The sequence below is a fragment of the Peteryoungia rhizophila genome, assembly GCF_004912145.1.
GTDB lineage: Bacteria > Pseudomonadota > Alphaproteobacteria > Rhizobiales > Rhizobiaceae > Allorhizobium > Allorhizobium rhizophilum.
Map to the genome: position 1 here is coordinate 945370 of NZ_STGT01000001.1, position 17072 is coordinate 962441.

A 17072-nucleotide genomic window follows, 5' to 3' on the forward strand; every position below is an offset into this window, starting at 1 on the left:
CCTGTTCGATCAGGTTCAGGCCCTCACTCTAACCCTCTGCCACCTCGGCAAACAAGCTGTTTGGGCCGGCTGCGGTGATTCGTACCTGTATAATGTCACCGATTTGCGATGACTTTGCATCAAGATTCACAGAGTGCAGCCAGGGCGAACGGCCAATCAGCTGTCCCGGCATGCGGCCCGGCTTCTCGAGAAGCAGATCGATGGTCTTGCCGATCATCGATTGCATGAAGGCCTGCTGCTGTTCGAGCAGCAAAGCCTGGAGTCGTGCCAGGCGTTCGGTCTTCACATCTTCGGCGACGTGATCGGGCAGATCGGCGCCGGGCGTGCCGGGACGTGTCGAATACTTGAACGAATAAGCCTGCGCGTAGTTCACTTCGCGCACGAGGGCCATCGTGTCTTCGAAATCGGCCTCGGTCTCGCCAGGGAAACCGACGATGAAATCGCCCGAGAGCGCGATATCGGGCCGGACGGAGCGGATGCGCTCGATGAGGGCGACGTATTCGGAGGCCTTGTGGCGGCGGTTCATGGCTTTCAGGATCCGGTCGGAGCCGGCCTGCACGGGCAGATGCAGATAGGGCATCAGCATGCGCAGGTCGCGATGCGCCTCGATGAGGCGATCATCCATGTCGCGCGGGTGGCTGGTGGTGTAGCGCAGGCGGGCGAGGCCCGGGATTTCCGCGAGCTTGTAGAGGAGATCGCCGAGGCCGATCGCCCTGCCCTCTCCATCCTCGCCATGCCAGGCATTGACGTTCTGGCCGAGCAGGGTGAGCTCGCGCACGCCACTGTCGACCAGACGCCGGGCTTCGGTCATAAGCTGGGAGAGTGGACGGGAGACTTCCGAGCCACGGGTATAGGGCACGACGCAGAAGGTGCAGAACTTGTCGCAGCCTTCCTGCACTGTGAGGAAGGCGGTGACGGAGCGCGGCTTGCCGATCACCTTGGTCGGATCCGGCAGATGCTCGAACTTGTCTTCCAGTGCGTATTCGGTATCGACCACGCGCTCACCGGCACGGGCCTTGTGAAGAGCCTGCGGCAGGCGGTGATAGGTTTGCGGGCCAATGACCACGTCAACGGCGGGCTCGCGGCGGGAGATCTCCTCGCCTTCGGCCTGGGCGACGCAGCCGGCGACGCCGATCATGAATTCCTTGCCTTCGGCTGCACGGGCCTTCTTGTGCTCGCGCAGGCGCCCGAGCGCCGAATAGACCTTCTCGGCGGCCTTTTCGCGGATGTGACAGGTGTTGAGCAGGACGAGATCGGCCTCTTCCATGACCTCGGTCGGGGCATAGCCATCGGCCGCCAGAGCATCGGCCATGCGGCCGCTGTCATAGACGTTCATCTGGCAGCCATAGGTCTTGATGAAGACCTTGCGGGTGTTGGCGCCCGGCAGCGAGGTTTCGGTGAGGCTAACGGTTTCCTGGGTCATGGGCCGCTATTTAGTGGTTTTCTCCCGGCGATTAAACCGAAAAATTGGCCAGCGTGCTCAGTGGCGGCGGCGGCCGCGCAGATGGGCGAGCAGCATGGCGCGCAATTGCTCCTCGATGCGGATGGCGAGCGCCTTGCGGCTGTCGCCCTTCTTGAACTCGACCGTCTCGCCAAATGTGACATCGACATCCAACGCGCCGGCACGCAAAACGCCGATCAGATGCTCCACCAAACCGACGTCACCCGGCCAGCCGGCGATGGGACGGTGGTAACGCCCCATGGGCATGCCCTGAACGCGGGTATAGGCGATGGCGACGGGCTGGACATGCACGACCCCCTCCCCCTCTTTCGGCAAGGCGGCGGCGGCGGCGCCGAAAAGCGACGACTTGATGCCGAGTATGCGGTTGCCGTCCGAGGTCGTGCCTTCCGGGAAGAGCACGACGATTTCGCCATCGGCCATGCGCGCGGCGATTTCGTTGACCTGGTCGCCGGTGCGGCGCTTCTCCTCACGCACCACGAAGATCGTCTTCTGCAGCCGAGCAAGAAACCCGAAGACCGGCCAGGAGGCCACTTCGGTCTTGGCGATAAAGGCCACATCGGCGAGCGAGCCGAGAACGAGGATATCCTTCCAGGAGGCGTGGTTGGCGGCGATCATCAGCGGGCGGCGGGTATCGAGCTTGCCGTGGACGTGGACCCGGATGCCAAGGAACCAGAGCGCCATCCGGTGCCACTGGCGCGGCAGACGGCGGCGGAGCGGCCAGTCGAAGCGCAGTGCCAGCAGTTGCACCGGAATCAGCAGGCCGGAAACGACCAGCAGCACGACGAGGAAAATGCCGACCCTCAGCCAGTTGATCACGCGAGCCTCACTGGCATGGCGAGCATCGGCTCACTTCTCGTCCTTCGACAGCGGGATGCCATAGAGCTCGAGGCGGTGGCCGACAAGGCGGAAGCCGTGTTCGCGGGCAATGCGCTCCTGCAGTGCCTCGATTTCTGGCGAATGAAATTCGACGACGGTGCCGGTCTTCAGATCGATCAGGTGGTCGTGATGTTCTTCCGGCACGGTTTCATAGCGCGACCGGCCATCGCGAAAGTCGTGGCGTTCGATGATGCCGGCGTCCTCGAAGAGCTTGACGGTACGGTAGACCGTCGAGATCGAGATCTTGGCGTCGACCTTGGATGACCGACGATAGAGCTCCTCGACATCGGGGTGATCGTCCGAATCCTCGAGGATGCGGGCGATGACGCGGCGCTGTTCGGTCATGCGCATGCCGCGTTCGGCACACAGCGCTTCCAGGGATTTCAGGGCGTCATTCATTGTGTCAGCATATCCGCAGATGGTCGGTTCGTCCAACCGACCGGTTAGCGAAGATCACGGCGCATGACAAGCGCGGAGGACCTACGACCGTTTTCGTCGGCATAGTATGCCGGGCGTTCGCCGGCCTTCTCGAAGCCGAGCTTGCGGTACAGGCCGAGGGCCGCCTGATTGCCGTCATCGACCTCGAGAAACATGGACTCACCGCCCCTCGCCTTCGCCTCGCGAAGGGCCGCCTGCATGAGCCGCCAGCCGAGACCGAAACGGGCGACCTTGTCGCTGACGGCGATCGTCAGGATCTCGGCCTCGCCGGCCACCTCTCGCGCCAACACGAAGCCCGACAGGGGGGCCTTGAAGATCAGGGTGTTGGTCTGCCAGGCGGCGAAGCCGAAAGTGTTGGGCTGGAGCAGAAGGCTGACGAATTCGCCGTCACCCCAGGCCCGGGGAAAGCGTTGGGCATGCAGACCCGCCACCGCGCGACAGTGCTCGGTTGTCATGGGGACGATTTCGAATTCCGGCTGGCGGTAGAACAGGCTGTCGCGCATGTCAGGCTCTCGGTACGGCAAACCCGGTCTGCGGTTTCGCATCCGGTCCGCGCAGATAGAGCGGCTTCGGCTTGCTCTGAGCTTTCGCCATTGCGGCGAGCCGGGCGACGATGTCGATGGGGAAGTGATCGGGGCTGGTTTGCGCCCCCCGGTCTTCGACCAGGGCCGATGCCGAACCGATCAGCACGATGCCGGGCACGGCCGCGCGGGCGAGATAATCGTCGAGTTGCAGCAGCTGTGGCTCTCCCCGCGGCTCGCCGTTTTCGAAACTCTGCGCATAGACCTCGTCACGATGGGCATTGATTGCTGCAAGAACCGGCCTGACGGCACTGCCCGCCGCCTCGGCCAGTACGGCAAGCGTCGATATGCCGACACATTCCCGGTCGAGGGCCAAGGAGAGGCCTCGGGCGGCGGCCACGCCTACGCGAATGCCGGTGAAGGAGCCAGGACCAACAGTGACGCCAATTCGATCGATATCAGTGAGCGTGAGTTTGGCCTCGTCCAGAGCCTCGTCGATCATCGCCATCAGTCGCTCTGCGTGACCGCGACCAATGGTTTCGCTGACGCTGCCGAGCAACTCGCCCGCCGTTGAATCAAAAACGGCGGCTGCGCAGTCCACACCCGCCGTGTCGATCGCAAGAACGATCATCTCGTCTCCAGTCCGGTCCGATCAGACCGCTTCGACTTCCTGCACCTCGGGCACGAAGTGGCGCAGCAGGTTCTGCACGCCGTGCTTCAGGGTCGCCGTCGAGGACGGGCAACCGGCGCAGGAGCCCTTCATGTTGAGGAAGACCTTGCCATCTTTGAAACCGCGGAAGGTGATGTCGCCGCCGTCCTGGGCAACGGCCGGGCGCACACGCGTTTCCAGCAGTTCCTTGATCGTCGCAACAATCGTCTCGTCGCCAGCCTCAAAGAATTCCTCGTCGCTGTCGGTCTGGGCGGAGGTCGAGGCCGTGCCCATGACAGGAGCGCCGCTCATGAAATGCTCCATGATCGTGCCGAGAATGGCCGGCTTCAGGTGCTGCCATTCGGGGCCGTCCTTGGAGACGGTGACGAAATCATAGCCGAAAAAGACGCCCGTGACGCCCGGGATCGTGAAGATGCGCGAGGCGAGCGGCGAAGCCGCCGCACTGTCGGCGTCGCGGAATTCCGCCGTGCCGGTCTGCATGACAACCTTGCCCGGCAGGAATTTCAGGGTCGCCGGGTTCGGCGTGGCTTCGGTCTGGATGAACATGGTGGTCTCCGGGGCGGTAATGGCACCGCTAAAGATTAGAATACTTCCAAAATAGACCTTGTGGGCCGCATCTTCAAGACATGATCATCAGGAAGTCGACATCAGCAGAGCGCGTCGATTTCCTCATCCGTCAGCGAATCCGGCAGGACCGTGACCGGGATCGGGAAGGCAGCACCGCGGCCGGCGATCATCGAGACCAGCGGACCAGGACCTTCCTTGGTCGAGCCCGCGGCCAGAACCAGGATCGCGATGTCGCGGTCTTCCTCGATCAGGCCGTTGATTTCCGGATAGGCGCTTCCCTCGCGGATGACCAGCTCTGGCTCGATGCCGATCGTATCACGCACCGTCTGGGCTGCCTTGGCCATGATGGCCTCAGCCTCTTCACGGGCTTCCGCCCGCATGATTTCCTCGACACCCAGCCACTGCTGGAAATCGCCGTCCGGGATCACATAGATGAACACCAGTCCGCCATTGGAATTCTTTGCACGGCGGCCGGCATAATGGACCGCGCGCGAGCATTCCGGGGTGTTGTCGATCACCGCCATGAACTTGCGGCGGTGACCTTCAAGACGCGACAGACGTGTTGAAACCATTGATAACCCCGCCCCCGGACCGATGACATGTGGCGCGGGCGGGCTCCGGGCGGACCCGCCAGCGCCCGCGACCTTATCGCACGAAACCGATGATGTCGCGGACTTCGTTCATGGTCTTTTCGGCACGGGAACGGGCGCGCTCGCCGCCGTCGCGCAGGACCGCATCGATGTGACCGGGGTCTTCCATGAGGCGACGCATCTCGGCATTGATCGGGGCCAGAACCTCGACGGCAAGATCGATCAGCGCCGGCTTGAAGACCGAGAACTGCTGGCCGCCGAATTCGGAAAGCACGTCGGTCTTCGACTTGTCGGCAAGGGCTGCGAAGATGCCGACGAGATTGTCGGCTTCCGGCCTGCCCTTCAGGCCTTCCGTCTCGCTCGGCAATGCATCCGGATCGGTCTTGGCCTTGCGGATCTTCTTGGAGATAGCCTCCTGGTCGTCCATCAGGTTGATACGCGAGAGATCGGACGGATCCGACTTCGACATCTTCTTGGTGCCGTCCTTAAGGCTCATGACGCGCGGCGCCGGGCCGTCGATCAAGGGCTCGACCATCGGGAAATAGGCATGCACCGGCTCTTCGCCGACCTTGATGTCGATGCCGAGGCCGGTGGGGACGATTTTGTCGTGGAAGTCCAGGTTGAACTTCATGGCGATGTCGCGGGCGAGTTCCAGATGCTGCTTCTGGTCATCGCCGACGGGGACATGGGTGGCGCGGTAGACGAGAATGTCGGCGGCCATCAGGCTCGGATAGGCGTAGAGACCGAGCGAGGCCTGCTCGCGATCCTTGCCGGCCTTGTCCTTGAACTGCGTCATGCGGTTCATCCAGCCGATGCGGGCCACGCAGTTGAAGATCCAGGCGAGCTCCGCATGCTGCGGCACCTGGGACTGGTTGAAGACGATGTGCTTCTTCGGGTCGATGCCAGCGGCCAGGAAGGCGGCGGTGATCGAGCGAATCTGGGTCGGCATGTCCTCGTGGACAAGCTGGGCCGTCAGGGCGTGCATGTCGACGACGCAGTAGATGCAGTCGTTGTTTTCCTGCAGCGCTACGAACTTGCGGATCGCACCGAGATAGTTTCCGAGATGGAGATTGCCGGTCGGCTGAACACCGGAGAATACCAGCGGCTTGAACTCAGTCATTCTAATCCTCAACAGGCTGGTGGAGGGCCCGATCTTCTGATCGTGTCGGTCAGGGCTTATGCACGGCGGGCGGGGCGCAATCAAGCGCTCACTTTTGCGTCTGAGGCTTCGCCCGCTCGATCAGATCCCAGAGATTTCCATAGAGATCGGTAAAGACGGCAACTGTGCCATAGGGCTCATGACGCGGCTCTTCCCGGAAGACCACACCCGCATCGAGGAAACGCGCGTGGTCGCGGGCGAAATCATCCGTTCGGAGAAAGAAGCCGACACGGCCGCCAGTCTGATTGCCGATTGCGGCGCGCTGGGCATCATCTGTCGCCTCGGCCAGCAGAAGGGCGGCACCGTCGTCACCTCTGGGACGGACGACCAGCCAGCGCTTGCCGTCCGGCATCGCCGTGTCCTCCATGCAATCGAAGCCGAGACCTTCGCAATAGAAGGCCTTCGCGCGGTCGTAGCTATCGACCACCAGACTGACGAGAAAGAGGCTGTTCATGGTCATCGGACGCGTCCTTCGGTTCGGATTGTGACGTGCGGCTTCAGCATGTCACGCATAGGAAATTTTCCTCCCAGATTCGAGGGGGTTAGGGAATGGTTTCGCAAGGCGCAAACGGGCTACCAGACCGCCCAAAAAACAGGCGAAAACGCCGCGCCGAGCAAAGCGAACCAAATTTGCCACATTTGGGGGAATAAAAACCCTCCAGAAGCGATCTGGATCGCTGAAAACAACAATCTCATTCCAGAAGGTCACTCATGCGCACATTGTTTCGCGTCGCGCTCGGCTGCGTTCTTTCGTTCGGCCTCCTCTCCCCTGCGGAGGCCGTAGAGAAGAAGAAGCGCCATTTTTTCATGAAGCATGACACGGCGGTTGCCTACACGTTGCAGCGTGTCAGCGTCAAAGCCAACTGTTTTCCCGACGAACTGAAGGGCATACTTGCCCATATCGCCAAAAAGACCGGCAAGAAGCCGGTCGTGACCTCGGGTCACCGCCCGCGCTCGGGCCGCTCCCAGCACAGCCACTGTTTTGCAGCAGACATCCGGGTGCCCGGCGTATCCGAGAAGAAGATCGTGGCGGCGGCCCGCACAGCTCCAGGCATCGGCGGCATCGGCCGCTATTGCAACGGCATCGTGCATGTCGATATCGGACCGAAGCGGACCTGGACCTATTGCTGATCCGGATCGGACGGGGTCGTTTCGGCCTCGTCAGCTGTCTTCTTCCTGCGCTTGAGACTGCGGCGGATCATGCCGATATCGGCTCCGCCGATGAGGAAGGCGATGCCGAAATAGACGGGCATGGCGACGACCACGAGTGCACCAAGCGCCAGAACCTGATCGAGAAGCGGGCTTGCCGGCGCCAGCCAGGACGACCAGCGATCGGACAGGTAGACGAGAAGGCCCGCCATCACGCCTGAAGCAAACATCAGACGCACTGTGCGAGTGACCAGCGACCATTCGAACACGAGATGGCCGCGCCAGAGCAGGGCCGAGAACAAGAGGATGGTATTGGTCCAGCCGGCCGCGGCTTCGGCGATCGCGATGCCGCTTTCCTCGAAGATCGGGAAAAGCGTTAGAGCAAGACCCGTGTTCAGCGCCACTGACACCATGGTGAAGCGCATCGGGGTCTTGGTGTCTTCGCGGGCGTAATAACCCGGCTGGAGCGCCTTGATCAGCACGAAACCGGGCAGACCGATGCCATAGATGGCAAGGATCGAGGCGACGACGGCCGTATTCTGTTCGGAAAATGCGCCGCGCTCGTAGAGAACGCGGATGATCTCGTCGGAGAGGACCCAGATGGCGGCGGCGGCCGGGAGCGTCAGAAAGAGGACGAATTCGATCGAGCGGTTCTGGAGGGTTTCCGCCTCCTTCATGTGTCCGCCCTTGAGGGCGCGGGCGAGTTCCGGCAACAGCACGACGGCCACCGCCACGCCGACCACGCCGAGCGGCAGCTGGTAGATGCGATCGGCATATTGCAGGGCGGAGATCGCGCCCTCCTTGGTGGAGGCGATGGCCTGGCCGATGAGCTGGTTGATCTGGGTGATGCCGCCGGTGATCGCGGCAGGGACTGCCAGCACCAGGAGGCGCTTCACATTGGGGGTGATCCGCGGGCGCTTGAAGCCGATCCGGATGCCGGCGTGGCGCACGCCGAGATAAACCACGGCCATCTGTAGCAGGCCAGCCCCCAGCACGGACCAGGACAGTGCCCAGGCCGTGGCTGCCGGATCGGCACCCGTCCAGAGCGCCCAGCCGAGGGCGCCGATCATCAAGATATTGAGGAAGACGGGCGCAATGGCCGCTGCGAAGAAGTGATGCAGCGAATTCAGCATGCCGCTCAGCATGGCCGTCAGCGACATGCACATGAGATAAGGGAACATGACGATGGCCAGGCGCACCGTCAGGTCGAACTTTTCCTGGTCATCCGCAAAGCCGGGCGCGATGATCCACTGGACGAGCAGCGGCATGGAAAGCTGCATGCCGATAGTGAGGATCAGCAGGACCGAGAAAAGGACGCCAAAGACTTCCTCGGAAAAGCGCTTGGCGCCATCGATGCCGTTCGCCTCGATTTCCTTGGCGAAGAGCGGCACGAAAGCAGCGTTGAAAGCCCCTTCGGCAAACAGGCGGCGGAATAGGTTGGGAAAACGGAAGGCGGCATAGAAGACGTCGGCGACGGGGCCGGTGCCCAATGCCGCGGCCATCAGGGTTTCGCGCGCGAAGCCGAAGATGCGGCTACCGAGCGTCGCCCCACCGACCGTCATGAATTTCTTGACGAGGCTCATTCCTCAGGCCCGCGCCTTTTTCGGCACCGGCGCCGTCCGCTGGGGCTGCGCGATGATGCCGGAGGGCATGTTGTCCCGGAGTTCATCCGGCTGATCGACCATGACGGATTTCAGCCGGTTACCGATATTGGCCTGGCGGTTCTCGTTGGTCACCTTCTGGCCGACGAGATCGGTCACATAGAATGTGTCGATGACCTTTTCGCCGAAGGTGGTGATGCGGGCCGAGTGGATGTCGAGCGAGAGGTCTGACAGGACCGCGGTGATTTCGGCGAGAAGGCCGATGCGGTCGAGGCATTCGACCTCGATGACGGTGAACTTGTTGGACAGTGCATTGGAGATGCGTACGTCCGGCTGGACCGGGAAGGTCTTGTTCTTCTTCTTGCCCTTGGAGCGCGTGGCGATGACTTCGGGCAGGCGCTTGCGGCCCGAGAGCACGTCTTCGATCATCTTGCCGATCGTGGCGGCGCGGCGGGTTTCGTCCTCGTCGATCGGGAATTCGCGATTGATCAGGATCGTATCCAGCGCGCGGCCATCCGAGGTCGTGAAGATCTGCGCGTCGGCGATGTTGGCACCGGCGGCGGCGCAGGCGCCAGCGATGATCGACAGCAGGCGCGGATGGTCGGGCGAGAGTACGGTGATCTCGGTGATCGCGTGGAACTGGTGGGTGCGGACCATGGTGGCGAGCGCCTGGCCGGACTTGTCCGTCTGGCGGATGAAATGGGCGTGGCGTACCTGATCTTCGAGATCGACGGAGAGCAGGTAGGGCTCGTAATGCAGCTTGGTATAGGTGCGCTGGTCCTTCTGGCTCCAGCCCTCAAGCGCTTTCGACAGCTGCTCGGCAGCATGTTTTGCGCGCTCCTTGCGGGAGACCTGGGAGAAGCCGCCGGAGAGCAGAAGCTCCGTCTCATAATAGAGCGTGCGCAGGAGCTGGCCCTTCCAGCCGTTCCAGACACCCGGGCCGACCGCGCGGATATCGCAGATCGTCAGCACCAACAGCATTTTCAGGCGGTCGAGCGACTGCACCTTTTCGGCGAAATCGGTGATGGTCTTGCGGTCATGCAGGTCGCGGGTCTGGGCGACCATGGACATGAGGAGATGCTGGTCGATCAGCCAGGCGACCAATTCGGTCTGCTTGGGCGAAAGGCCGAGACGCGGGCAGAGCTTGCGGGCGACCTTGGCGCCGGCGACGGAGTGATCCTCCTGGCGGCCCTTGGCGATGTCGTGCAGAAGGATCGCGACATAGAGCGCCTGCCGATCCTCGATCTCCGGCATGATCTTGTTGGCGAGCGGGTGGATTTCCTCCGCCTTGCCATTGTCGATCTCGGAGAGGACCTCGACGGTGCGGATCAGGTGCTCGTCGACGGTATAGTGATGATACATGTTGAACTGCATCATCGAGACGATCTTGCCGAATTCCGGCATGAAGCGGCCGAGCACGCCGGCCTCGTTCATGCGGCGCAGGATGAAGCCCGGATCTCTGCGGGAGGTGAGGATCGACAGGAAGAGGCGGTTCGCCTCCGTGCTTTCGCGGAATTCATGGTCGATCAGCGACAGCGACCGGGTGACGGCCTTCAACGCGTCGGGATGGAATTCGAGCCCGTTCAGATCCGCCACGTGGAAGAGCCGCATGATCGACATCGGGTCATTCTTGAAGACGCCGGGATCGGCAAGCGCAATACGGCCTCGATCATCGATGAATTCGCTGGCGCCGGCGATCTTGCGCGGGCGGTTGGCAAAGCGGCCGATCATGCCGCCGATGCCGGGGGCGGCCTTGGCCTGCTGGTCTTCCAGAGCAGCCGAGAAGATGCGGGTCAGGTCACCGACGTCCTTGGCCACCAGGAAATAGTGTTTCATGAAGCGTTCGACGGCGGAAAGGCCCGGGCGCGGCTGGTAACCGAGGCTTTTCGCGATCTCCGGCTGGATATCGAAATAGAGCCGCTCTTCCGGCTTTCCGGTCAAGTAATGCATGTGGCAGCGGACCGCCCAGAGGAAATCGTCAGCCTTCTGGAAAAGGCGCCACTCGTGTCGGGAGAGCACGCCGAGACGCACCAATTCGCCGGTGTCGCGGACGTGGTAATTGTATTTGGCGATCCAGAAGAGGGTCTGCAGGTCGCGCAGACCGCCCTTGCCTTCCTTGACGTTGGGTTCGACGAGATAGCGGCTGTCACCGGCCTTGCGGTGCCGTTCGTCGCGTTCGGCCAGCTTGGCGGCGATGAATTCGGGTGCTGTGCCGGTCGTGACTTCCTGGTCGAAGCGCTGCTGGAGCTCGGTGACGAGGGCTTCGTCGCCGCAGATGTGGCGTGTCTCGAGGATCGCAGTCCGGATCGTCATGTCGGCCTTCGACAGGCGGATGCATTCTTCAACCGTGCGGGTGGCATGGCCGACCTTAAAGCCGACATCCCAGAGGAGATAGAGCACGAACTCGACCGCCTTGTGCATGGCGGGGCCGGCCTTGGCCGGCAGCAGGAAGAGAAGGTCGATATCCGAGCCTGGTGCGAGCGTGCCGCGCCCATAACCGCCGACGGCTGCAACCGAAACGCCATCGGCATCCTTCGGGTAAACGTGGATGCGAGCGAAATCGAAGATGACCGAAATCAGCTGGTCCTGGTTCCAGGAGATGCGGTTGGCGCAGTTCATGCCGCTGCCATCTTCGAATAGCTTCAGCCGCGCCTGTTCGCGGGCATCGGCCGATGCCTTTTTCAGGATTGGCAGGAGCTTAGAGCGGGTCTCCAGCATATTGCCGCAGCCGGCCTTCGCGACCGTCTTGCAGGACGCACGAAGCGCGTCGATATCGAGGAGATCGTCGAAGGCGAGGTCTGCTTTGGCCATGGGGGCGGCATCATCTCTTGGACCCGGGAATCAGCCGGGATTGGTGGCGCTATAGCCCTTTTCGGGCGCGATTGACAGGCACTCTACCGGTCAAGGCTTGCCAAGTTGTTTCTTGAGATCATAGAGCGCGTCGAGCGCCTGGCGAGGCGTAAGGTCGTCAAGATCGAGTGAGCGCAGCGCCTCCTCGAACTTAGACGGGCCGGATTTCTGGATCTCCTCGCGGCGCACGGCGACCTGGAAAAGCGGCAGGTCATCGATCAATAGTGCCGCCGGGTTCTTGCGGTCGCTGTCTTCCAGACGAGTCAGGACCTCACGGGCACGGGCGACGACGGCTGCCGGCAGACCGGCGAGACGGGCGACCTGGATGCCATAGGAGCGATCGGCGGAACCGGGACCGACCTCATGCAGGAAGATGACGTCGCCGTCCCATTCCTTGACGCGCATCGTGACGTTCGACATGCGAGCGAGCTTTTCCGACAGCGCCGTCAGCTCATGGAAATGGGTGGCAAAGAGCGAGCGGCAGCGGTTTGCTTCGTGCAGATGCTCGACGGCGGCCCAGGCGATGGAGAGGCCATCGAAGGTTGCCGTGCCACGGCCGATTTCATCCAAAATTACCAGCGAGCGGTCGGTCGCCTGGTTGAGGATGGCGGCCGTCTCGACCATCTCCACCATGAAGGTGGAGCGGCCGCGCGCCAGATCATCGGAGGCGCCGACGCGGGAGAACAGGCGATCGACGATCCCGATATGGGCGGCACCGGCGGGCACGAAGGAACCCATCTGGGCGAGGATGGCGATCAGCGCGTTCTGGCGCAGGAAGGTCGATTTACCGCCCATGTTGGGGCCGGTCAGCAGCCAGATGGCGCCGGGGCCTTTGGTATCATTGGGCGAGAGATCGCAATCATTGGCGATGAAGGGGCTGGCTGCCTGGCGGCGCAGCGCCTGCTCGACCACCGGATGGCGGCCGGCGGTAATAGTGAACATCCTGGAATCATCGACCAGCGGACGGCAATAACCCTGCTCTTCGGCCAAGGCGGCAAGGCCTGATGCGACGTCGATGACGGCGAGCGCGCGGGCAGCCGCCTTGATGGGTTCTGCGGCTGCGACGACCTGGCTCACCATCTTATCGAAGGCTGCGAGCTCCAGCGACAGCGCCTGGCCGGCGGCGTTGGCAATGCGGCTTTCGAGATCGGCGAGTTCGGTGGTGGTGAAGCGCATGGCGTTGGCCATGGTCTGGCGATGGATGAAGCGGGCTTTCGCCTCGTCGCCCTCGGTCATTGGCCCGGCATTTCCGGCGGTGACCTCGATGAAATAGCCGAGCACATTGTTGTGCTTGATCTTCAGCGACTTGATGCCGGTTTCCTCGGCATATTGCAGCTGCAGGCCGGCGATGACGCGGCGGGACTGGTCGCGCAGCGCCCTGAGTTCATCGAGTTCCGATATCGCGCCGTCACGCAGGAAACCGCCATCGCGCTTCAGAAGCGGCAGTTCGTCGCCAAGCATGGTGGCCAGGCTGGAGCCAAGATCTGCGGGCAAGGCTGCGAGGTCGGCAAGGGCCTCGGACAGTTCCGTCGGCAGGCTGGATGGATCGAGAAGGCGACCGACCTCGGCGGCGGCGGCAAGACCGGCGACGATGGCGCCGAGGTCACGCGGGCCGCCGCGATCGAGTGCCAGACGGGAGAGCGCGCGGGGCATATCGGGCACGCGCTTCAGGGCGTCACGCAGGCGGTCGACGAGCAGGCCGTCGGCCAGCAGATGGGCGATCGAGTCCTGGCGATCGGCAATCGCCTTCGGATCGGTCAGCGGCGACATCAGGCGCTCGGCCAGCAGTCGGGCGCCGCCGCCGGTGACTGTGCGGTCGATGGCCTTCAGCAGCGAGCCGTTGCGGTCGCCGGACAGCGTCTTGACCAGCTCCAAGTTGGCGCGGGTGGCGGGATCGATGAAGAGGGTGGAGGCCGCATTCTGCCGCTCGGGCAAGCCGAGCGGCGGGCGCTCGGAGATCTGGGTTTTTTCGACATAGGCGACGGCCGCGGCAGCGGCAGCAATCTCGGCGCGCGAGAATGCGCCGAAGCCATCCAGCGTTCCGACGCCGAAATAGCGGGCGATGCGGCCTTCGGCGCTGGCGCTGTCGAAGAGGATGCCCGGCTGGGGCACGACGACGCGGCCAAGCACATCGAAGGCGGGCTTCAGCTCTTCATCGTGGAACAGCGTATCCGGCACGATCAGTTCACGCGGCTCGATGCGCAGGATATCGGCGAGAAGCCGGGTCTCGGTGGTTTCGGCGAGGCGGAAGATGCCGGTGGAGATATCGATCCAGGCGAGTGCCAGCTGCGGGGCGGAACCACCACGGATGCGGGCGAGGGCCATCAGGTAGTTGGATTCGAAGGGCGAGAGGAGCTTGTCCTCGGTGATCGTGCCTGGCGTCACCAGGCGCACTACGTCGCGTTTGACGACGGATTTCGAGCCGCGCTTCTTGGCTTCGGCCGGATCTTCGATCTGCTCGCAGACGGCGACGCGGAAGCCGAGCGAGATCAGCTTCTGCAGGTAATCGTCTGCTGCATGGACGGGCACGCCGCACATGGGGATGTCCTGGCCGAGATGCTGACCCCGCCTTGTCAGCGTGATGCCGAGCGCGCGCGATGCATCGACCGCATCCTCGAAGAAGAGCTCATAGAAATCGCCCATGCGATAAAAGAGCAGGCTGCCCGGATTGGCAGCCTTGATCTCGATGAATTGCTCCATCATCGGAGTGGCCGTCGCGCGGCTCTCCTCCGAGGTCAGCTCGGCGACGTTCAGGACATCACTTTGGGTGGCTTGATATAGCGTCACGGGCTCAATGTTTTCTTGAAAAGGAAGTCGTGCAACACTAACGACTTAAGGCGAGGAAAAACAACCAGGATGGGCCGGCGATCGCCCGCTGCCCACAACAAGGTGAGGGGAAGCATGGCAAACGAGAAGACGACCGGCCGGACGAAAGTCTCGGTGACGGAACAGGAAGCGCTCGACTTTCACTCCCAGGGGCGCCCCGGCAAGCTAGAGATTACCCCGACCAAGCCGATGGCGACGCAGCGCGACTTGTCGCTCGCCTATTCCCCCGGCGTTGCCGTTCCGGTCAAGGCGATCGCTGCCGATCCTGCCACCGCGTATGACTATACGACCCGCGGCAACATGGTCGCCGTCATCTCGAACGGCACGGCCATCCTGGGCTTGGGCAATCTCGGGGCTCTCGCCTCCAAGCCCGTCATGGAAGGCAAGTCGGTGTTGTTCAAGCGCTTTGCCGACGTGGATTCCATCGACCTGGAAGTCGACACGGAGAATGTCGACGAGTTCATCAATTGCGTGCGTTATCTCGGCCCCTCCTTCGGCGGCATCAATCTCGAAGACATCAAGGCGCCGGACTGCTTCATCATTGAAAGCCGCTTGCGCGAGCTGATGGATATCCCGGTTTTCCACGACGACCAGCATGGCACGGCGATCATCGCGGCGGCAGGCTTGATCAACGCGCTGGAGCTGACCGGCCGTGACTTCAAGACGACCAAGCTTGTGTGCAATGGCGCGGGTGCGGCAGCGATTGCCTGCATCGAGCTGATCAAGGCGATGGGCTTCAATGGCGAGAACATCATTCTCTGCGACACCAAGGGCGTGATCTATCAGGGCCGCACCGAGGGCATGAACCAGTGGAAGTCTGCCCATGCGGTCAAGACCGACCGGCGCACGCTGACGGAAGCCATGGTGGGTGCCGATGTGGTGTTCGGGCTGTCGCAGAAGGGTGCGCTGTCTTCCGAGATGGTTGCTTCGATGGCGCCGAACCCGATCATTTTCGCCATGGCCAATCCGGACCCGGAAATCACGCCGGAGGAAGTGGCTGCGATCCGCGACGATGCGATCATGGCGACCGGGCGTTCGGACTATCCGAACCAGGTGAACAATGTTCTCGGCTTTCCCTATATTTTTCGCGGTGCGCTCGATGTGCGGGCGAGCCAGATCAATGATGCGATGAAGATCGCGGCCGTTCGGGCGCTGGCCGATCTCGCCCGCGAGGACGTGCCGGACGATGTGGCGGCAGCCTATCAGGGCGAGCGTCCCCGCTTCGGGCCGCAATACATCATCCCCGTGCCCTTCGATCCGCGGCTGATCTCGGCCATTCCGGTGGCCGTCGCCCGAGCCGCGATGGAAAGCGGCGTGGCGCGCAAGGCGATCGAGGATCTCGGTGCCTATGCGCATGAGCTTTCCGCCCGGCGCGACCCGATCGCGGCCGCGACGCAGCGGATCTACGAACATGTGCGCAGCCACCCCAAACGCGTCGTCTTTGCCGAGGGTGAGGAGGAACAGGTGATGCGGGCGGCGATCGCCTTCGTCAATCAGGGTCTTGGCACCGCGATCCTGCTCGGGCGCGATGAGCCGCTGAAGGCGACTGCGGAACGGGCGGGGATCGATCTTGACCGTCCCGGTATCGAGGTGGTCAATGCGCGGCTCTCGACCCGGGTCGAGGCCTATACCGAATATCTCTACTCCCGCCTGCAACGCAAAGGTTACCTGCATCGCGATGCGCAGCGGCTGATCAACACCGACCGCAACCATTTTGCCGCCTGCATGGTCGCGCTGGGTGATGCCGACGCCATGGTGACGGGCACGACGCGCAATTATTCGACGGCACTCGAAGACGTCCGCCGCTGCATCGACACGGCACCCGGCCACCGGGTGATCGGGGTGTCGCTGGCGCTGGCCCGCGGTCGCACGATCGTGGTCGCGGATACCGCCGTGCATGACATGCCGACGGCCGAGGAGCTCGCCGATATCGCCGAAGAGGCAGCCGGCGTTGCGCTTCGGCTGGGGCTTGAGCCACGCGTGGCGCTGCTCGCCTACTCGACCTTCGGCCATCCGACCGGCGAACGCTCGGAGCGGGTTCGCGAGGCCGTGAAGATCCTCGACCGGCGCGGCGTATCCTTCGAATATGACGGCGAGATGGGAGCGGATATCGCCCTCAACCATCACCGGATGGAGCAGTATCCGTTCTGCCGATTGTCCAACACGGCGAATGTTCTGGTCATGCCGGCGATCCACTCGGCGGCGATCTCGACCAAGATGCTGCAGGAACTGGGCGGGCTCACCGTGATGGGGCCGTTACTGATCGGGCTGGAGAAATCCGTGCAGATCGCTCAGATGGGCGCCAAGGACAGCGACATCGTCAATATGGCGGCAATCGCGGCCTACAACGCAGCTGGCTGATC

General features: G+C 62.9%; 14 protein-coding genes. 2 read left to right on the forward strand and 12 right to left on the reverse strand.

Annotated features, from left to right (window positions below; translation table 11 throughout):
• Nucleotides 1–28 precede the first annotated feature (28 nt).
• The 9 genes from miaB to E9677_RS04460 all read right to left on the reverse strand — a co-directional run bounded on the left by miaB (nt 29) and on the right by E9677_RS04460 (nt 6743).
• A complete protein-coding gene (miaB, locus tag E9677_RS04420; RefSeq protein ID WP_136556844.1) occupies nt 29–1423 on the reverse strand; it encodes a tRNA (N6-isopentenyl adenosine(37)-C2)-methylthiotransferase MiaB in 1395 nt (464 codons plus the stop codon).
• A gap of 57 nt (nt 1424–1480) precedes the next feature.
• Nucleotides 1481–2275, reverse strand: a complete 795-nt coding sequence (locus E9677_RS04425) for a lysophospholipid acyltransferase family protein (protein WP_408014685.1) — start codon at nt 2273–2275, stop codon at nt 1481–1483.
• 33 nt (nt 2276–2308) lie between these two features.
• The gene (locus E9677_RS04430) at nt 2309–2737 is read right to left on the reverse strand and encodes a Fur family transcriptional regulator (protein ID WP_112247481.1); all 429 of its coding nucleotides are present in this window, start codon (nt 2735–2737) and stop codon (nt 2309–2311) included.
• Nucleotides 2738–2781: 44 nt separating this feature from the next.
• A complete protein-coding gene (locus E9677_RS04435) occupies nt 2782–3279 on the reverse strand; it encodes a GNAT family N-acetyltransferase (protein ID WP_136556846.1) in 498 nt (165 codons plus the stop codon).
• A 1-nt stretch (nt 3280) separates the two neighbouring features.
• Entirely contained in the window at nt 3281–3928 is a 648-nt protein-coding gene (tsaB, locus tag E9677_RS04440; protein ID WP_136556847.1) for a tRNA (adenosine(37)-N6)-threonylcarbamoyltransferase complex dimerization subunit type 1 TsaB, read from the reverse strand.
• 21 nt (nt 3929–3949) lie between these two features.
• Nucleotides 3950–4513, reverse strand: coding sequence for a NifU family protein (locus tag E9677_RS04445; RefSeq protein WP_136556848.1), 564 nt, complete (start codon nt 4511–4513; stop codon nt 3950–3952).
• Nucleotides 4514–4614: 101 nt separating this feature from the next.
• A complete protein-coding gene (locus E9677_RS04450; protein WP_136556849.1) occupies nt 4615–5106 on the reverse strand; it encodes a universal stress protein in 492 nt (163 codons plus the stop codon).
• Nucleotides 5107–5179: 73 nt separating this feature from the next.
• Nucleotides 5180–6244: a tryptophan--tRNA ligase gene (gene trpS / locus E9677_RS04455; RefSeq protein WP_136556850.1), complete on the reverse strand. Its 1065-nt coding sequence runs from the start codon at nt 6242–6244 to the stop codon at nt 5180–5182.
• Nucleotides 6245–6332: 88 nt separating this feature from the next.
• The gene (locus tag E9677_RS04460; protein ID WP_136556851.1) at nt 6333–6743 is read right to left on the reverse strand and encodes a VOC family protein; all 411 of its coding nucleotides are present in this window, start codon (nt 6741–6743) and stop codon (nt 6333–6335) included.
• A 251-nt stretch (nt 6744–6994) separates the two neighbouring features.
• Between E9677_RS04460 and E9677_RS04465 the strand changes: the two genes are divergently transcribed.
• The gene (locus tag E9677_RS04465) at nt 6995–7414 is read left to right on the forward strand and encodes a YcbK family protein (protein ID WP_136556852.1); all 420 of its coding nucleotides are present in this window, start codon (nt 6995–6997) and stop codon (nt 7412–7414) included.
• Here E9677_RS04465 and murJ read toward each other — a convergent pair.
• The 3 genes from murJ to mutS form a co-directional block, all read right to left on the reverse strand.
• A complete protein-coding gene (gene murJ / locus E9677_RS04470; protein WP_136556853.1) occupies nt 7405–9015 on the reverse strand; it encodes a murein biosynthesis integral membrane protein MurJ in 1611 nt (536 codons plus the stop codon). The two genes, E9677_RS04465 and murJ, sit on opposite strands and share 10 nt — an antisense overlap.
• A gap of 3 nt (nt 9016–9018) precedes the next feature.
• Nucleotides 9019–11844, reverse strand: coding sequence for a [protein-PII] uridylyltransferase (locus E9677_RS04475; protein ID WP_136556854.1), 2826 nt, complete (start codon nt 11842–11844; stop codon nt 9019–9021).
• 90 nt (nt 11845–11934) lie between these two features.
• Entirely contained in the window at nt 11935–14586 is a 2652-nt protein-coding gene (gene mutS / locus E9677_RS04480) for a DNA mismatch repair protein MutS (RefSeq protein WP_235882869.1), read from the reverse strand.
• 198 nt (nt 14587–14784) lie between these two features.
• Here mutS and E9677_RS04485 point away from each other — a divergent pair, with 198 nt between their 5' ends.
• Nucleotides 14785–17070: an NADP-dependent malic enzyme gene (locus E9677_RS04485; RefSeq protein WP_136556856.1), complete on the forward strand. Its 2286-nt coding sequence runs from the start codon at nt 14785–14787 to the stop codon at nt 17068–17070.
• The last annotated feature ends 2 nt before the right edge of the window (nt 17071–17072 follow it).